This window comes from Pueribacillus theae, assembly GCF_003097615.1.
Lineage (GTDB): Bacteria > Bacillota > Bacilli > Bacillales > UBA6769 > Pueribacillus > Pueribacillus theae.
The window spans coordinates 76,079-92,976 of sequence record NZ_QCZG01000006.1 but is presented as its reverse complement, the minus strand read 5'-3'; the positions used below and the strand labels follow the sequence as shown (position 1 = coordinate 92,976).

Here is a 16,898-nt window from a genome sequence, read left to right as displayed (position 1 = left end):
CATTAAAAAATAGGAAACAAACCAATTTTGATATTTGCTGGCTATCGCTTATACAACCTTCCTTTCGTTTACATAAAGTATTAAAAGTCAAAAAATACGAAAGGAAGCGGTGTTTCCATGAGTTTTAACTGTCATTCTTGCAATTGCAGGGAACGTTATCCGCTCTGTTCAGAATACCAAAGCCGCCAAAGTTGCCATAAGTGCCACAAATGCTCTAAATGCTCTAAGTGCCCTAAGTGCTCTAGATGCCCTAGATGTCCTGTTTGTACAAAATGTCCTAAATGTGAAAGATGTACAAAATGCTATAATTGCAAAAAACATTCAAAGTGTACCGCACCTGTACCATGTCATAGATGTCATAATGGTTCGGTATGCCGAGGGTATCAAAATAGCTTTTTTGATTAAATGCAGAGCCTATCCATTTTTATTGGGTAGGCTTTTCAGTATGCCAAAAGGTCGCGTTAGAAGCCTATTTAACAAACAAATAGGTTGGTATATCTATCTTCTGAGCTCCATTCTGCATACGATAGAACGACAATATGCTTGGGAGGTGAGAAAATGGAAGAAAAAAACGAATATAAACCTGAAAGCCAAAATGATAATAATAGCCTGGTGGCACAAGCAGATAAAATGTCTGAAACAGTGACAAACACTTTAGTTAAAGGGATTTTGCGAAAACATGGGGTAACAAAAGAAAAACTTAATCCATTGGATGAAGAACAGAAAGAAGAACTAAGAAAAATGGTGAGAGATTTACAAAAGCAGGTTGAGGAATTAAGGAACCCTAAAGTAATTACAGAAGATACCCCAAAGAAAAGTGAAAAAACCGTGAACACAAGGGGCAGAAGGAAAGGGCTGCTTTGACCAAAAGTATTTTTAAATCATAAAATTTTAAAGGAGGAAATGATTTAAAATGAGTTTATTTGAAACGGATTATCGTCACCATCACAATCGTTTAGATTGCCATCACCCTAGATCTTGTTCTTGTTCGGCATGTGAACGGCCAAGAAGAGAATGGAGCGCTTTAAGCGACTGCCCGCATCCTATGGAGGATGGCGTACTACAAAATTTAGATCAAGTGAACAAAACGAGCCAATCTTCTGAAGAAAGCATCATCATTAGAGATTCTTGTGACATTGATGTGAATACAACCTCTACCCAAGCGGCTATCGGTATCCAGGTAGCTATTCAAGTAGCCATTGCTGTCATTGTTGAAATTGCCATTGCGGATGGCGACAGAAGAGAAGATGTTAAACAAGATTTGCTTCAGCTTATTAAAATCCAACAATGCAACGAACAAAAAACAGTAATTGAAAACTCTCGTGGTGTAAGAGTAACAACAACAGATAATCAAGTAGCCGTTGCTGCACAAATTGCTGTTCAAGTTCTTGTGGCTATCCTTATTGCAATAGACATTCTTTAATTAGAGTCTAACGGAAACCGTAAAGCCCATAAAATCACTTTTCAAGCGCTAAGCTTGTAGAGAACGTTATTTTTCTCTACAAGCTTTTTTGCACATAAAGTATAAATTTGCTCTTTCGCAAATTTAAACTAATCCGGCCTCTGACACCTGACCTCCGACATCCATTTGTTCAAAAAAAAGATTTCTTATTTTGTGCCTGGCGAATCGCTTCTGCCACAACGGAACTAATTCCTATGGAATCAATGGTTGAAAAAGGAATATTGTACTGCTTACAGTATTTTTTTGCAACTGTGCTTCCATTATGGCTAACCGCTGGAATAATAATAAGTACGATATCTGCCTTTCGGATAGCTGCTGCGATTCGATTTTCATCTTCTGTACCGTCCATCGCTTGGACTGTTGCACCTAACGCTGATAATCGATCTCGATAGACGGAATAGCGGTTAATATTTCCGATAATGGCAATGTTTTTTCCTTTAATGGAGGGATGCGGTTGCACCGCACGCCGTTGCAACTTCGATTTATCTTTATAAGCTCCTGAAGGAAGAGGCCTTGATGGAGATTCATCCTCAATTTCATGTTTCCAAATAATTTTGTGGATCGTCGGTGTTTTTTTTGAGTAGGCAATATCAATAATATCTCCTTCTTGTAGATGAAATTCTTGGATTTCTGACTCCTTTAAATGGATAACAAAGGGGGATTCATCAATGAGGATGTTTTTCCCTGACAAAGTCTTGCTGCAAATCCATAAATCCCCATCCTTTTCAACGATACCATATTTAATTTCCGCACGATCCGGATTTTTTTCATTTCCTTTTTTGATAAGTTCAAAATGAAAATGGCTTCCTCTTTTTGGAGAGGCTTTTACAAGATCTCCATGGGATAAGTTTAAACTACGCACGATTGATTCAGGAACGTACGTATCAATTACCGGAATGTACCCGCCCTTTAACTTTCGTTCAAATAGAAACCCTTTGTCTAAATCTATGGTTTCCTTAGCCGGTTCATCGCCTTCCACTTCATTTTCAACTTCTACAGGACATTCTAACCTTGACAAGGATTCAAGAAAATAGAGGTACTGTTGTAATTTTGTGGTCGTCTCTAAAAGTGTATCCATGTTCAAGTTGTTAACAATATGCTTCATTTCTATTTTCGCCTTCATCACAATGTTTTCTTTGTTCACTATACGAACCCTCCTTCCCAAAGCAGTAAATTTGCACCTGCGTCTTAGCTTAAGCGTTTACCTTATTGTATTCGGCTATGTGATGCGTTGTATCTAGGTCAATGCTTCGATATGCTTCAAATGCTGAAATTGCACTTCGTTAGGTGAGTTGCTTATTCCTTCATGCCACCCTTACATAAACTATAAAAAGGGGGATGGATTAGAACACAGTATGAGATGGTGAAGAGAGGGGAGATGAACTTATATCATTTACCCGCTTTAGTAATTGGGCGCACGACATTTTTTAAAAACAATGTATGGAACATAGAGTCATGGTGTGTGTATTTGTGGGGTACGGATGCGGATTTGTCATGAAAGTTGATGAAGCCTCCTATTCAACGAGTTCTGGAAAAGCATATAAATAAAGTAAAAGAAGAAAGGATGATTGAGTTGGCATTAAATAGTGAAACAAGGCAAAGATTGCTTACCATGCTTCTAAGTCAAATCTCTCAAAATTTAAACAATGTAGCTGAGAATTCCAATATATCTATAAACTTGCCTGGCATCGACTTAGGAATTACGCTGCCAGATTTAATTCCCTCACCCCCGACAGAGCCTGGCACTCCTGGTTCAATCAAGGAAGTACTTTCAAATCTACTCAATAAACAGGCAGCGGTAACAACAGCTTTCGATACGGTTACCGGAACAGTAGCTGCTGTTAAAGATGATTATGTTGCGATGATTGAAGGGGATGGCTCTCAAGTTTTGATTCCTTTTGATCAAATTGAAAGCGTAAGTGAACAATAAAGGAGGTTATTGAATGTTTGAATCCACGTTTCAAAAAGAGTTAGCAAGGCGAGCGGGCGCGCAAGCTGAGATTGCAACAAATACGAATCTTATAGATGGGCTCATGCTTCAAATAGGCCCTATCGTTATCGTGGTTCAAAATACTGGGTACGGTATTAACATAACGATTAGCATCTCATTAGGAGCAATCAACTTCGTTCGCTTTCCCGCAGCTGCCTAGGTAAGATATTTCTTAAAATCATTCCAATTGGGATGATTTTTTTTTGTAATACTTGAATTATGTTCTCTCACATTGTAGACTGTAAAATCTTGGTAATACAACTGTCCTTTTTTAATTAGGCCGTTTAAAATACTTACATCTTCGTAAAGCCGGCCATCTTGGAATCCGATAACTGGAAAACCCCCATTTTCCTTTAAAGAAGACGTTCGATAAATTCGCGGCCCTAATGGAAAACGATAGGAGAGCAGATCTTGTTTATTTTTCACAGGTTTTCCGTAATTGGTAGCCTTGAAGTGCATTTCACCGGAAGCTCCCTGCTTCCAGACTTTGAGGTTCCCATATAAAACAACTGCGTTTTTTGGCAGCACGCTTAAAAGTCGTTTCATTGTCGATAAAGCATCAGGATCAAGCCAATCATCAGCATCCAATTCCAATACGAATTCCGTATCGATATAAGGAATTAGCTGATTCAACGCTCTAGCTTTTCCTCCATTTTTTTTTCTTAACAGTTGTATTCCCGGAATCTTTTCCCATTTTTTTAGACGGCTGTAAGAACCATCAGTCGAACCGTCATCCACAATCAATATTTGATCAGCTGGTTCATTTTGCAACATGCAGGAAGTAACAGCCGTTTCGACATACTGGGCCATATTATAATTAGAAATCATGATGGCAAGGGAAGGTAATCTGACACGGGAAAGACTTGGCTGCGAAGTGAATTTTTTTAAAAAGAGCTGCTTATGAAGGGCATTTGCGTTTGCTTTTTTTCTTATGTGCTTTACAACGTTTTCTTTTAATGTTTTGACTTCTGATGGGGCAAATCCCATTAACCATGAAGATAATACAGCCTCTTTAAAGGGAACTTGTTGTTTTGATAATAGCTTCTTCTGTTGGAGGGCAGAGGTTTTTACAAAAATAGGGCGCTGAATAACGATATTTTGAAGGTTATACGCATAAGTTATAACGGATTGAGTTGGATTTAAATGAAAGGATTGTTGATTTGCAGCGGAGCTGAGATAGTCGTAGCCATAAAAAAATAAAACATATTTACATGTTAAAGTCTGAGCATAGTTATTTAATGTTTGTCCTAAATCTCCTTTCTCAATCGTTTTGTATTCGACCTTTATATCAATAGATGGGGAATGAAGTTTGAAAGAATGGCGATTTTCAAAAATCGTCGCTCCTGCTACACGTTCTTTCATAAAATCTAGGGAATGTAAAGCTTTTTCCAAAGCAAATTGATTCGGATTATCTAGGAATAATACGTGAATATCTTTCAACTAGGATCACCCGTGTTAAAAAATTAAAAGGCTCTCCTTAGTTATATATTCATTCCTACATTAAAAGTTGAGGATAAAAAAGAAAAAGCTTGTGGAGAGAAAAGAGAGTTTCTCCACAAGCTGAATAACTTTACTATACGAGGATGCTCAAAAAGTCCGGGAACGATAAGCGGCGAATCTCTTCGTCAGCTTGCTCTTCCGCTCCTCACGTATCCTACAAACATACGCTGCGGTGCTCAGAGCTACGCTTCCTCGACCTTCTTGCCTCTCGTTGTCCTCCTTTTTGAACACGCACTTTACTGAATTTGTTTTCTTACACATCTGGTTCAGAAACCGTTGATTCTCCAATCACAATGGCAAGAATACCAAATATAATACTCATAATCGTCGCATTCGCAAAGCTATACGTTACACTGTTCATATTTCCAAGTACATAATAAACCATTTGAATCAAAAGAAAAGAAACAATGAAGGTCATAATAAAACGCATTTTCTCACCTCAGATCCGTTAATATTCCGACATTATTTTACCATATACTTTTTTAAAAAAGAAGGATATCATACGGAATTTTAATACAAAAGAATGAAACTGTCGTAAAGTTGACAAAGCCCTGCATAAATTTTAAACATCTATCGCTTGTTATCATTTCAATCGGGGAGGAAGACATGCAAAAGGCAGTTGTTACTGGTGCATTAGAGTTCTTCGGGTTTCATACTTGTGTGCGATTGTTGGAGGAAAGCGTTGAAGTGATTGGAATCGATTCATTAAAGGACAACCGGAAGGTTAAGGAAGAAATGTTGTTATCCATTGGAAGAAATTCGTTGTTTCAATTTATCGATCAAGAACAAGCTGATCTAAATCATCTTGATGCCATAAGTGGTGCGGATGTTTTCTTTCATTTTGCAGATTGGCCTTTACATGTTGCTAATGTAGATCAAGTGACTGCTTTTTGTGCTCAAGAACAAATTCCGCTTGTTTTTCTTTCAACCATCGATGTTTATGAAAAACAAGAAAGCCTTATTACAGAAGAAACCTCGCTAAAACCGGAATCAACATTTGGCAAAAGAAAAATGCAGGAAGAGGCATTATTATTGGATGAAGCGAAAAAAGGGAAGTTTCCACTCATCATTTTTCGATTGCCCTTTGTCTATGGCCCTTGGCTTGAAAGCAATTCATTATTGCACGACCTTCTCCAAACGAAACATAAGGCGATTCTTGAGTTAGAAGGATGCAAAGATTTAGAGAGACAATCGATGTATATTGAGGATGTTGTTGAGGCCATATGGCTTGCGGTAAACCGTGGTTACCAACTTGGGCAAATCGACATTTATAACTTATCAAACGATGAACAGCATATTTCAAATGAAAAAGTTAAAAACCATCTATCATTTATTCCTTCATACTCATTAGAGGAAGGGTTGAAAAAATATAACGAGCATGTGCAAAAAGTTATGAATCACAACCCTTCACTTTATGATTAAATACAGACTAAAATCCTTGATTTTTTCAATTGTTCATAGTATAAAAAAGTTAAGGTTTCTATTAACATTTGTTTTGAATGAAAGGAAGTCATTCCGATGGTAGAACAAGAAAGAAATATGCAATTTATGCAAATTGCGATGAAATACCTTCCTGAAGCGAAAGAATTACTTGATCGTAAAGGAATTGAAATTAATATGGAAGATTTACAGCCTGTCCTTCATTTGCTTACGCAAGTGATGTCAGATGCTTATAATCTCGGAAAACAAGAAGACGGTCAGTAGACAGAGCCACATCGTTTCGTTTGTACGGTGGCTCTATCTATAGTACCGTCTTTATCTTTTAAAAAGAGAAAATAATGGTCCCATTTGCTTCACCAATGGCTTTGCTTGGTTGACAATACTCATAATTTGTCCGCCATGGTTTATCATTTTATCAAAATCCCAGCTTCCATCGGGTTTTTGTAATTGGCCTAAAAAACCGGGTCGTTTCACGGGTTGCTGTTGGAGTTGCTGCTGATCCATCTGTTGGAAAAAGGGGGGGTGTGTCGGCATTTGCTGTTGCGGCGGCATTGGCCCATTAAACGGAAAGCCCGAAAAAGGCCTTTGTTGCCATTGACGATTATTGTCTACCAATTATTAAACCTCCTTTTTTCTAAAATAGGCGTAAAATCCTCTATATCTCGCGATACGCCGTTCAATTTATCATATGTTTTTCCAAAAAAGATGCATCGTTAAAAGCCTTCATTTTTGAAAGAAAAACAGGGGTGAAAACATTGAGAACTGTTTTGCCGCATTAACGGGCATAAAGTTCACAGGCTAAGCACGATATATCGTGTGGCAATGTATGCATGATCCACAACCAGTGGGGCCAAACCCACCCTCACTGATTGAAGCCTCATTTTATCAAGAAAGGAGCTTCTTTATTAGTCCAAAACACCTGGTTAATGTGGTACAATGGTAAGTGAAAAATACTTTATGTAAAAAACTTATCATTTTATAAAAATTTACTGTTGAGTTATTTTATGTAAGTGGTATAACTGATATGGGAATAATAAATCTTATTAAAATAAAATGTAGTTGGAGGTATCTATCACCATGCCGATGAAGAGCACGGCAAACGATCGTTCACCATGGCAAAATTTTTATGGCCCGAATCTTGGTTACATCTATGAACAGTATGACGCATTTCAAAATGATCCAAATTCCGTTGAGCCGGAATTAAGAGAGCTTTTTGAACAGTGGGGTGCTCCTCCTCAAGCTGAAGATATGGAAAGCCATACTCCCGCTATGCCAGCCGAAACTGCCCCTATGGTCTCACAAGAGAACCATTGGGAAATGACAAATAAGGCCGTTGAGGCAGGCAGGCTAGTCCGAAACATTCGTACTTTTGGCCACTTGGCTGCAAACATAGATCCAATTGAAGGTCCTCCTAGTGAGCCGCCATCGCTTAAATTGTCTGAGTATGACTTAACGGAAAAAGATTTAGAGTCAATTCCAGCCAAACTTGTATGGAAAGATGCTCACGATGACATACACACTGCATTTGATGCGGTAAAACGATTGCGAGAAATCTATACTAGCACATTAGGTTTTGAATTTGATCACGTTCATAACATTGAAGAAAGAAAATGGCTTCTTGACTATGTGGAGTCAGGTGAGCTTCAAAAGCCAATCCATAAAGTAAAGAAACTCGATCTGCTTCAAAGGCTGTCTCAGGTTGAAGGATTCGAACAATTTCTTCAACGGACATTCGTGGGGCAAAAAAGATTCTCCATTGAAGGTGTGGATGCTCTTGTTCCCATGCTTGATGAACTTGTTGTTCAGGTCGTACAAAAAGGAACGCGCGGCGTTTTAATTGGTATGGCCCACCGTGGGCGTTTAAATGTTCTCGCGCATGTTCTTGGAAAACCTTATCATAAGATTTTCTCAGAATTTCATCGTTCACCGAATAAGGAACTTGTTCCTTCCGAAGGCTCAATGGGAATCAACTATGGTTGGACTGGTGATGTAAAATATCATTTGGGTGCTAATCGTTCACTTACAAAGGGAAAAACTGTGGCTAAAATTAGGCTGGCAAATAATCCGAGCCACTTGGAATTCGTCAATCCGGTGGTTGCAGGGTTTACGAGAGCTGCACAGGAAAATCGAGAATCTGCAGGATACCCTGTTCAAGATGTCAAAAAAGCGCTTGCTGTTTTCGTTCATGGGGATGCAGCTTTTCCTGGTGAAGGTGTTGTACCGGAAACGCTAAACTTAAGCCAACTGCGAGGCTACCAGACAGGCGGTTCCATTCATATTATCGCAAACAACCGAATCGGCTTTACGACACAAAGCTATGATTCAAGGTCGACCCTTTATGCCAGCGACCTTGCGAAAGGCTTTGAAATTCCAATTGTTCATGTGAATGCGGACGATATTGAGGCGTGCATTGCGGCTGTGCGTATGGCGTGCGAATATCGCGAAAAATTCAATAAAGATTTCCTAATTGACTTAATTGGATATAGGCGTCTTGGCCATAACGAAATGGACGATCCGATAGTTACACAACCATTAATGTATCAAAAAGTTAATAAACACCCGACATTACGTAAAATATATGCCGATCAATTGGAAAAAGAAGGGATAATTACATCAGAGAAGTCGAAAGAGATTGTTGAGACCGTTCAAACGAACTTGAAAAAAGCTTATGAAAAAATAAAATCAGAGCTAATGTCTCCTATTTCGCATGATCAAGAGACAAATGCAATGTACGGCATTGAAACAGCTGTTCCAGAAAATAAGTTAAAAGAAATTAACGCCGATCTCTTAAAATATCCTAAAGGCTTCTCCGTTTATCCAAAGTTGGATCGAATTTTAAAACGGCGGGAAAACGCATTTGACGACGGCGGGAAAATTGATTGGGCATTAGCTGAAACGTTTGCTTTTGCTACAATATTGGCGGATGGCACTCCAATCCGCATGACGGGCCAAGATTCTGAACGAGGGACATTTGCACACCGCAATTTTGTTCTGCATGACCCGAATACAGGAAAAACCCATGTCCCTTTGCACGCCATCCCACAAGCAAAAGCGTCATTTGCCATTCATAACAGCCCATTGACCGAAACGGCAGTGCTGGGATTTGAGTATGGCTACGACGTATATGCTCAAGACACGCTTGTCATCTGGGAAGCCCAATTTGGCGATTTTGCGAACGTTGCCCAAGTCATTATCGACCAATTTATTGCCGCAGGCAGAGCAAAATGGGGCGAGAAATCTGAACTCGTACTCCTATTGCCTCATGGTTACGAAGGGCAGGGACCTGAGCACTCAAGCGCAAGGCTTGAAAGATTTTTGCAGCAGGCAGCAGAACATAACTGGACTGTTGTTAACGTGACAACGGCCGCGCAATATTTCCACGTATTGCGGTTACAAGCTGCTAGAATTTCTCATGAGGCATGGAGGCCATTAATTGTCATGGCACCAAAAAGCTTGCTTAGAAACCCGCGTGTTGCGTCGAAGACGGAAGCTTTTACGAAAGGCAAATTTTCTACCATCCTTGAACAGCCTGGACTGGGTGAAAATAAAGAACGCATTGAGCGTATTATTCTTTGCAGCGGTAAAATAGCCGTTGACTTAGAAGCCGAATTAGATTCTTATGAAGATGCGAAAGACTTGCTCCATATTATTCGTGTTGAACAGCTTTATCCTTTCCCGAAAAAGGAGATAAAAGAAATCTTCTCCCGCTACAACAATCTAAAAGAGATTGTTTGGGTGCAAGAAGAACCGAAAAACATGGGATCTTGGATGTATATTGAACCTCGGCTTAGAGGGATTGCTCCGAATGGTGTTCCTGTGAAGTATATCGGACGCCCTGAACGTTCGAGTCCATCAGAAGGCTCGTCCGACATTCACAACATTGAACAAAACAGAATTCTAAGAGAATCTTTAGCAATTCAAAAAGAGAAAATGCAATCCGGTGAAGGGAGTAAGTAATTGTGATTAATATTGTTGTACCAGAATTGGCAGAATCGATTACAGAAGGAACGATTGCAGAATGGTTAAAAAATCCTGGTGAGGCGGTTGAGCAAGGTGAACCAATTGCGGTCTTAGAAACTGACAAAGTGAATATTGAAGTAAATGCAGACAATTCCGGCGTCGTCAAAGAATTGCTGAAAGAAGTGGGCGACACCGTACAAGTAGGGGAAACAATTGCAATAGTCGATGAAAGTGGGGAAGCTGCTTCATCCGGCGCAAAACAAGAAGAACAACCTGAACCTGTTGCGCCAGCAGCGCAAGAGCCGCCTGCTGAGCATAATGAAGTGAAAGAAGCACCTAGCTCGAAATCAGAATCCACTTTCGAGCCTGGACAGCGCAGCATAAACAGCCCAATTGCTTCACCGGCTGCAAGGAGGCAAGCTAGGGAACAAGGCATTGATCTCACTGAAGTGAAAAGCCGGGACCCGCTTGGCAGAGTTCGAGTAGAAGATGTGAAATCTCACGGAACTGAGCCAACACCTGCAAAACCTTCACAGCCTCAACAAACGCCAGCTCCAAGCCGGCCGGCTGCTACCGGACAGACAACAGATAATGCAAGGCCTGTTGAGCGCGTCCGCATGTCACGCCGCCGCCAAACGATTGCAAAAAGGCTTGTTGAAGTCCAGCATACCGCTGCAATGCTTACTACGTTTAACGAAGTAGATATGACAGCAATCTTTGAATTGCGCAACCGCCGCAAAGAGCAGTTTCTTAAACAGCATGATGTGAAACTTGGCTTTATGTCATTCTTTACGAAAGCTGTTGTTGGTGCATTGCGAGCTTTCCCAAGAATCAACGCCGAGATTCAAGGCGATGAAATGCTTCTCAAAAAATACTATGATATTGGCGTTGCTGTTTCGGCTGAGGAAGGCCTTGTTGTACCAGTTGTTCGGGACGCTGATAAACTTACGTTTGCAGAAATCGAGAAAGAAATTGCAGATCTTGCTACAAAAGCCCGCAACAATAAATTGTCATTAAGTGATTTACAAGGTGGAACATTTACAATTACAAATGGCGGCATTTTTGGTTCGCTTATGTCGACTCCGATTCTCAATGCGCCGCAGGTTGGAATCTTAGGGATGCACTCCATCCAAAATCGCCCAATCGCTGTCGGAGACAAGATGGAAATTCGACCAATGATGTATATCGCACTTTCTTACGACCACCGGATTGTTGATGGAAGTGAAGCCGTTCGTTTTCTCGTGAAAGTAAAAGAAATGATTGAAGATCCTGAAACATTATTGTTGGAAGGATAATATGTCTCTATATAGAATGTAGAGAGGTAGCGAGTTAGCTGCCTCTCTTTTTTCCTTGTCAAATAAAAACAAATGAATTAAAATTAGTACCAGATCATAATATTTGATAGTAATTAATAATTACAAAGGAGATTTGCTATGAATGTGGGGATTTTAGGGCTCGGCAGGTATTTGCCTGAACGGATATTAACGAACAAAGATTTGGAAAACATGGTTGACACATCGGATGAGTGGATTCGTACACGGACAGGAATTGAAGAGAGAAGAATTGCAAGTGATGAAGTCAATACTTCTCACATGGCAACTTTTGCTGCTGAAAAAGCAATCAGCGATGCAGGGCTGACTGCTGAAGACATTGATATGATTCTTGTCGCTACTGTGACACCTGATCATGGTTTTCCTTCCGTTGCTTCAATGGTACAGCATAATATTGGCGCGCGCCAAGTGCCTGCAATGGATGTAAGCGCGGCATGTGCCGGTTTTATTTATGCGGTGGTAACAGCAAAGCAATTTGTTGAAACAGGTGTTGCGAAGCATGTTCTTGTTATTGGAGTTGAGAAGCTTTCCAAAATAACAGATTACACCGACCGAAATACTTGTGTGCTATTTGGCGATGCAGCTGGTGCAGCGATTATTGGCCCTGTTAGTGATAGGAAGGGCATCCTTTCTTTTGATTTGGGAACAGATGGGAGAGGGAAGAAGCACCTTTTCCAAGATGGTGATTTTATTTATATGAATGGCCGTGAAGTGTTTAAATTTGCGGTTCGCCAAATGGGAGAATCTTCTTTAAAAGTGATTGAGGACGCCAATCTCACCAAAGATGATATTGATTACTTTATTCCACATCAGGCCAACTTAAGAATTATGGAATCTGCCAGACAGAGACTAGACGTACCATTGGAAAAAATGGCCTATACTGTAAATAAATATGGAAATACGTCTTCTTCCACCATTCCTATCGCACTTTATGAAGCTGTAAAAGAAGGAAAAATAAAAGATGGCGACGTAATAGTAATGGTAGGCTTTGGCGGTGGACTATCTTGGGGAGCGATGGCTCTTCGTTGGGGAAAATAAGCAGTATATAGTTTCGCGAGAAGGAGAGGTATAATGGTAATGGATAAGAATCGAGTTGTTATTACTGGAATAGGGGCCGTAACGCCACTAGGATTAAATGCTGAAACGACTTGGGAAAATGCAATCAATGGCGTGTCTGGCATCGGCAAATTATCAAGAATAGATCCGGATAATTTTCCGGTAAAAGTAGCAGGAGAAGTAAATGATTTTGATCCGACAGCATTTATTGATCGGAAAGAAGCGAGAAAAATGGATCGGTTTACTCAATTTGCAGTTGCTTCCTCTTTAATGGCGGTGAAAGATGCAGAGTTAGAAATTACAGAAGAGAATGCGACAAGAGTAGGTGTCTGGATTGGCTCTGGTATCGGCGGGATGGAAACGTACGAAGAGCAGTTTGAAATTTTTCAAAAAAAAGGTTACCGCCGTGTCAGCCCTTTTTTCGTTCCAATGCTTATTCCTGATATGGCATCAGGGCAAGTATCAATTATTTTAGGTGCGAAAGGGATCAACTCATGTACTGTAACGGCGTGTGCTACTGGAACGAATTCAATCGGCGATGCCTTTAAAGTGATTCAGCGTGGTGATGCGGATGTTATGATTACCGGCGGTGCAGAAGCTCCGATTACTTCTATGGCTTTAGCAGGTTTTAGTTCGGCGAAGGCGCTCTCTTTTAATCCTGATCCTGAAACAGCTTGCAGGCCTTTTGATGCAGACCGTGATGGATTTATTATGGGTGAAGGTGCAGGAATTCTCATCTTGGAGTCACTCGAATCTGCAAAAAAACGGGGAGCAAGAGTTTACGCCGAAATCGTCGGATACGGATCGACTGGGGATGCTTACCACATTACAGCTCCTGCGCCTGAAGGAGAAGGCGGCGTCCGTGCAATGAGGCAGGCACTGCAAGATGCGAATATGAATCCTGAAGAAATTGATTATATCAATGCTCACGGGACGAGCACAGAGTACAATGACAAGTTCGAAACGATCGCGATCAAAACAGTCTTTGGTGACCACGCGTATAAGCTTGCGGTAAGTTCAACAAAATCAATGACTGGCCATCTACTTGGTGCGGGCGGTGCAGCAGAAGCAATCTTTTCAATTAAAGCAATCAAAGAAGGAATTATACCGCCAACGATCAATTATCAAACGCCGGATCCCGACTGTGACCTTGATTATGTCCCCAATGAAGCGAGAGAGAAAGAAATAAAGGCGGTTTTATCAAATTCCCTCGGATTTGGCGGACATAATGCAACCTTAATTTTTAAAGCATATAATGAATAATATGAAACATAACGGTTGAATGCAGCCCGTCTAAAAATAAGGCGGCTGCATTTTTCATTTGTTGATTGGTTGGACAATCTTACCATTTTAACTACTATTTACCACGCCGCAGCCGTTTAATGGCTTTCACAAGAATAATAAGGGAGGTTGTCCCATATGAATGGAATATGAAGGTCGATTGAAAAAGGGAGTGTTCGTTTAACGATGAAAACGAATGCTGTGGAATGGGATAAACAATGATTTTTCGTTTTTTTCTTCTAATGGTCGGATTTGGCCTCTCTGTAATATCTGGTGTAACCCTTATCGCTTACTTAAATATTATTACAACTGGGCATGGCCTTGCGAAATATTTCGAATTTATTTTAACTCAACCGGAACCTTATTTGTTTTCTATTGGAATCGCACTTATAACTGGCAGTATTTACTTTCCATCTGGAAAAGACTAAAAAATGGACAAGAATAGGCTGAAAATGAGAATAAAACAAGATTTTCCTGACTATACTGTTTTTACAACAAACGTTCTTGAGAAACAGTTCTAAAGTGAGGGGTTACAAATGTTGTTTTTAAACGATGTTTGGGTGAATTGGTTTGAAGGAGAAGAAAATGGGTATAATGTGTGCTCTTTTCATGAGTGGAGAAAAGATGACTTTATCGAAGTCATTGATCAGGTGCCTGTTGTAAAGCTTGAACGTCCCTTATTTTTATATATTGAAAATGAGCTTTTAGATATCCCAGATGAATTATTAGAGGAAATCTATAACAAATCGTACGTAAGGAAAAATAGCTACCGTACACAAATTGAATATTGTTTTATCGCGACGGACGGAATGAATGTGCTTGCTGTAAACACGCTTGGTTATAAAATCCCAATCAGAAAAAGCCGCCTCATTCCCCGTCAGGAAAAAGCTGTTATTGAAATGGTAGAAAAAGAAAAAGCAAAAAAATATTTTTTTGAAAAATCAGCATTAAACAAGGAATACCATATTTTATCCCCGAGCCCTGATAGCATGATTGGCCTAACCCGTAAAGAAAGGCAGTTAAAACAACTCCTCTTTATGGCACTTGATCATCTCTATACAACAGGAAATGTAGCGGAAATACGCTATTGGTTGACAGAATGGCAGCCTGAACGCTATATTGAATTTCAATTAATGGACTTTGATGAGGCATGGAACCAGCTTTTTCATGCGCTTGAGCAAGGGTGGAGTGTCAAACATTATAAAATATGTGAAAAATTAATAAAGGGACATTCTTTCTTTGAGAAAATGTGGGAATTGGAAGAAGGGACACAAGTTAATTAAAAAGCTGTTCGCTTAGTGCGAACAGCTTTTTATAGTGAAACGATGATCTATTGATTTAGCACTGAAAAGCTGTATTTACACCAAATGAAATATGTAAAAAGTGAACAAATAGAAAGTACTTGTGTTTACTTTCTTTGAAGTCCCATTGCGCGTTCCGCTTTTCTTAGCATTTTATTCGCGGTTTCGCTCGCTTTTTCTGCCCCGTGGTCAAGAATATCATCGAGTTTTTCGGAATCAATTAATTCGAAATATTTTTCTTGAATCGGTCTTAACGTATTGACAACGACTTCGGCAAGGTCTGTTTTAAATTCGCCATATCCTTTCCCGCTATATTTTTGTTCAATCGATTCAATCGATTCATTTGAGCATAGTGAATAAATCGACAATAAATTCGAGATCCCCGGCTTGTTTTCTTTATCATATTTAATCGAATTGTCTGAGTCCGTTTGCGCGCTTTTTATTTTCTTTATGATTTGTTTTTCTGTATCAAGCATGCTGATAAAACCTTTTATGTTTTCATCAGACTTGCTCATTTTTTTTAATGGATTTTGAAGGGACATGATTCTTGCCCCGACTTTAGGAATTTGAGCCTCGGGTATTTTAAAAATATTGTTGTATCGTTTATTAAACCGTTCTGCAAGATCTCTTGTAAGCTCAATGTGCTGTTTTTGATCTTCGCCGACCGGAACAATGTCCGTACTGTAGAGTAAAATATCTGCGGCCATTAATGGAGGGTATGTCAGCAACCCTGCAGATACTGCTTCTTTTCCTTCAGACTTATCCTTAAATTGCGTCATTCTTTCAAGTTCTCCAATATATGCCACACATTGCAACATCCAGCCTAACTGCGCATGCGCAGGCACTTCGGATTGCACAAAAAGCGTTGAACGATCCGGATCAATTCCAGAAGCAATGTAAAGAGCCGCAAGACTCCGTGTGTTTTCTTTAAGTGTTTTCTTTTCCTGGGGAACGGTGATCGCATGCTGGTTGACGATACAAAAATAACAATCATTTTCTTCTTGCAAACCAACAAAGTGTTTCATCGCACCGAGATAGTTTCCAATGGTTAATGTACCGCTCGGTTGAATCCCTGAAAAAATGGTTTTCATCTTATTTCTTCCTTTCAATTAAAATTGAAATAAAAAAATCTATTCATCCGAATAGGGACGAATAGATCGTGGTGCCACCCTGATTACTCATCATGATGTTCATTAAACCATCAATCATCGAGTCACTCTAGGCTGCGGTAACGTGCAGCTGCCGATTTCATCTACTAAAGAAAGTAACAAATACTACCCGTTCGAAAAAATTGCTCAAAAGCCCATTCAATACTGGTTAACTGCCTGTTTGCACCAACCACAGACTCTCTGGAAGCGTCCCAATATTTACTCATCTTCTTCATCGCATTTCTTCATGTAGTATACAAACTTTTCCTTTAAAATGCAAATGCCAATGCTGCTTTCTAAAGGAAACATTCAAAAATTTATTATGGTACAGGGATGAACGGCACACCATTCCATTAACCAATGGCGCGTACTCTTCTTATCATAGGAGTAGGAAGAGTTTTTTGCCTAATTTAAAGGGAAAAGTAATTA

17 protein-coding genes and 1 other annotated feature are annotated in these 16,898 nt (G+C 39.8%); of the genes, 12 read left to right on the top strand and 5 right to left on the bottom strand.

Going from position 1 to position 16,898, the window contains the following annotated elements:
* The first annotated feature begins 558 nt into the window (after nucleotides 1–558).
* Together DCC39_RS04725 and DCC39_RS04720 are read left to right on the top strand one after the other, a co-directional pair.
* Nucleotides 559–864, top strand: coding sequence for a hypothetical protein (locus DCC39_RS04725; RefSeq protein ID WP_116553734.1), 306 nt, complete (start codon nucleotides 559–561; stop codon nucleotides 862–864).
* 49 nt (nucleotides 865–913) lie between these two features.
* Nucleotides 914–1,423, top strand: coding sequence for a spore coat protein (locus DCC39_RS04720; protein ID WP_116553733.1), 510 nt, complete (start codon nucleotides 914–916; stop codon nucleotides 1,421–1,423).
* 169 nt (nucleotides 1,424–1,592) lie between these two features.
* Here DCC39_RS04720 and DCC39_RS04715 read toward each other — a convergent pair whose 3' ends face one another.
* Entirely contained in the window at nucleotides 1,593–2,606 is a 1,014-nt protein-coding gene (locus DCC39_RS04715; protein ID WP_116553732.1) for a DUF2325 domain-containing protein, read from the bottom strand.
* A gap of 429 nt (nucleotides 2,607–3,035) precedes the next feature.
* On the opposite strand from DCC39_RS04715, the gene DCC39_RS04710 reads away from it, so the two are divergent.
* Both DCC39_RS04710 and DCC39_RS04705 read left to right on the top strand, forming a co-directional pair.
* The gene (locus DCC39_RS04710) at nucleotides 3,036–3,392 is read left to right on the top strand and encodes a DUF2642 domain-containing protein (protein ID WP_133243469.1); all 357 of its coding nucleotides are present in this window, start codon (nucleotides 3,036–3,038) and stop codon (nucleotides 3,390–3,392) included.
* Between the two features lie 13 nt (nucleotides 3,393–3,405).
* The gene (locus tag DCC39_RS04705; RefSeq protein ID WP_116553730.1) at nucleotides 3,406–3,612 is read left to right on the top strand and encodes a hypothetical protein; all 207 of its coding nucleotides are present in this window, start codon (nucleotides 3,406–3,408) and stop codon (nucleotides 3,610–3,612) included.
* On the opposite strand, the gene DCC39_RS04700 is transcribed toward DCC39_RS04705, so the two are convergent.
* Entirely contained in the window at nucleotides 3,609–4,892 is a 1,284-nt protein-coding gene (locus DCC39_RS04700; RefSeq protein ID WP_116553729.1) for a glycosyltransferase family 2 protein, read from the bottom strand. The two genes, DCC39_RS04705 and DCC39_RS04700, sit on opposite strands and share 4 nt — an antisense overlap.
* A 313-nt stretch (nucleotides 4,893–5,205) precedes the next feature.
* The gene (locus tag DCC39_RS04695; protein WP_116553728.1) at nucleotides 5,206–5,382 is read right to left on the bottom strand and encodes a YjzD family protein; all 177 of its coding nucleotides are present in this window, start codon (nucleotides 5,380–5,382) and stop codon (nucleotides 5,206–5,208) included.
* Nucleotides 5,383–5,558: 176 nt separating this feature from the next.
* On the opposite strand from DCC39_RS04695, the gene DCC39_RS04690 reads away from it, so the two are divergent.
* Nucleotides 5,559–6,374: an NAD-dependent epimerase/dehydratase family protein gene (locus tag DCC39_RS04690; RefSeq protein WP_116553727.1), complete on the top strand. Its 816-nt coding sequence runs from the start codon at nucleotides 5,559–5,561 to the stop codon at nucleotides 6,372–6,374.
* Nucleotides 6,375–6,470: 96 nt separating this feature from the next.
* A complete protein-coding gene (locus tag DCC39_RS04685) occupies nucleotides 6,471–6,656 on the top strand; it encodes a ComZ family protein (protein ID WP_116553726.1) in 186 nt (61 codons plus the stop codon).
* Between the two features lie 51 nt (nucleotides 6,657–6,707).
* On the opposite strand, the gene DCC39_RS04680 is transcribed toward DCC39_RS04685, so the two are convergent.
* Nucleotides 6,708–7,007: a YppG family protein gene (locus tag DCC39_RS04680; protein WP_116553725.1), complete on the bottom strand. Its 300-nt coding sequence runs from the start codon at nucleotides 7,005–7,007 to the stop codon at nucleotides 6,708–6,710.
* Between the two features lie 462 nt (nucleotides 7,008–7,469).
* Between DCC39_RS04680 and DCC39_RS04675 the strand changes: the two genes are divergently transcribed.
* The 6 genes from DCC39_RS04675 (at nucleotide 7,470) to DCC39_RS04650 (ending at nucleotide 15,303) form a co-directional block, all read left to right on the top strand.
* Nucleotides 7,470–10,349, top strand: a complete 2,880-nt coding sequence (locus tag DCC39_RS04675) for a 2-oxoglutarate dehydrogenase E1 component (RefSeq protein WP_116553724.1) — start codon at nucleotides 7,470–7,472, stop codon at nucleotides 10,347–10,349.
* Between the two features lie 2 nt (nucleotides 10,350–10,351).
* A complete protein-coding gene (gene odhB / locus DCC39_RS04670) occupies nucleotides 10,352–11,647 on the top strand; it encodes a 2-oxoglutarate dehydrogenase complex dihydrolipoyllysine-residue succinyltransferase (RefSeq protein WP_116553723.1) in 1,296 nt (431 codons plus the stop codon).
* Between the two features lie 138 nt (nucleotides 11,648–11,785).
* The gene (locus DCC39_RS04665; RefSeq protein WP_116553722.1) at nucleotides 11,786–12,721 is read left to right on the top strand and encodes a beta-ketoacyl-ACP synthase III; all 936 of its coding nucleotides are present in this window, start codon (nucleotides 11,786–11,788) and stop codon (nucleotides 12,719–12,721) included.
* Nucleotides 12,722–12,760: 39 nt separating this feature from the next.
* Complete coding sequence (gene fabF / locus DCC39_RS04660) at nucleotides 12,761–14,002, top strand: beta-ketoacyl-ACP synthase II (RefSeq protein ID WP_116553754.1); 1,242 nt, start codon at nucleotides 12,761–12,763, stop codon at nucleotides 14,000–14,002.
* Nucleotides 14,003–14,238: 236 nt separating this feature from the next.
* Nucleotides 14,239–14,448, top strand: a complete 210-nt coding sequence (locus tag DCC39_RS04655) for a hypothetical protein (RefSeq protein WP_116553721.1) — start codon at nucleotides 14,239–14,241, stop codon at nucleotides 14,446–14,448.
* A 108-nt stretch (nucleotides 14,449–14,556) separates the two neighbouring features.
* The gene (locus DCC39_RS04650; RefSeq protein ID WP_116553720.1) at nucleotides 14,557–15,303 is read left to right on the top strand and encodes a YjbA family protein; all 747 of its coding nucleotides are present in this window, start codon (nucleotides 14,557–14,559) and stop codon (nucleotides 15,301–15,303) included.
* A 125-nt stretch (nucleotides 15,304–15,428) separates the two neighbouring features.
* On the opposite strand, the gene trpS is transcribed toward DCC39_RS04650, so the two are convergent.
* Nucleotides 15,429–16,412: a tryptophan--tRNA ligase gene (gene trpS, locus DCC39_RS04645; RefSeq protein WP_116553719.1), complete on the bottom strand. Its 984-nt coding sequence runs from the start codon at nucleotides 16,410–16,412 to the stop codon at nucleotides 15,429–15,431.
* Between the two features lie 50 nt (nucleotides 16,413–16,462).
* Nucleotides 16,463–16,714 (bottom strand) — a binding site (T-box leader).
* Nucleotides 16,715–16,898: the final 184 nt, after the last annotated feature.

Excerpts from the sequence above, each read along its gene's own strand:
- DCC39_RS04725 (WP_116553734.1), top strand. The coding sequence starts at position 559 with ATGGAAGAAAAAAACGAATATAAACCTGAAAGCCAAAATGATAATAAT.
- DCC39_RS04720 (WP_116553733.1), top strand. The coding sequence starts at position 914 with ATGAGTTTATTTGAAACGGATTATCGTCACCATCACAATCGTTTAGAT.
- DCC39_RS04705 (WP_116553730.1), top strand. The coding sequence starts at position 3,406 with ATGTTTGAATCCACGTTTCAAAAAGAGTTAGCAAGGCGAGCGGGCGCG.
- DCC39_RS04695 (WP_116553728.1), bottom strand. The coding sequence starts at position 5,382 with ATGCGTTTTATTATGACCTTCATTGTTTCTTTTCTTTTGATTCAAATG.
- DCC39_RS04690 (WP_116553727.1), top strand. The coding sequence starts at position 5,559 with ATGCAAAAGGCAGTTGTTACTGGTGCATTAGAGTTCTTCGGGTTTCAT.
- DCC39_RS04685 (WP_116553726.1), top strand. The coding sequence starts at position 6,471 with ATGGTAGAACAAGAAAGAAATATGCAATTTATGCAAATTGCGATGAAA.
- DCC39_RS04675 (WP_116553724.1), top strand. The coding sequence starts at position 7,470 with ATGCCGATGAAGAGCACGGCAAACGATCGTTCACCATGGCAAAATTTT.
- DCC39_RS04665 (WP_116553722.1), top strand. The coding sequence starts at position 11,786 with ATGAATGTGGGGATTTTAGGGCTCGGCAGGTATTTGCCTGAACGGATA.
- fabF (WP_116553754.1), top strand. The coding sequence starts at position 12,761 with ATGGATAAGAATCGAGTTGTTATTACTGGAATAGGGGCCGTAACGCCA.
- DCC39_RS04655 (WP_116553721.1), top strand. The coding sequence starts at position 14,239 with ATGATTTTTCGTTTTTTTCTTCTAATGGTCGGATTTGGCCTCTCTGTA.
- DCC39_RS04650 (WP_116553720.1), top strand. The coding sequence starts at position 14,557 with ATGTTGTTTTTAAACGATGTTTGGGTGAATTGGTTTGAAGGAGAAGAA.
- trpS (WP_116553719.1), bottom strand. The coding sequence starts at position 16,412 with ATGAAAACCATTTTTTCAGGGATTCAACCGAGCGGTACATTAACCATT.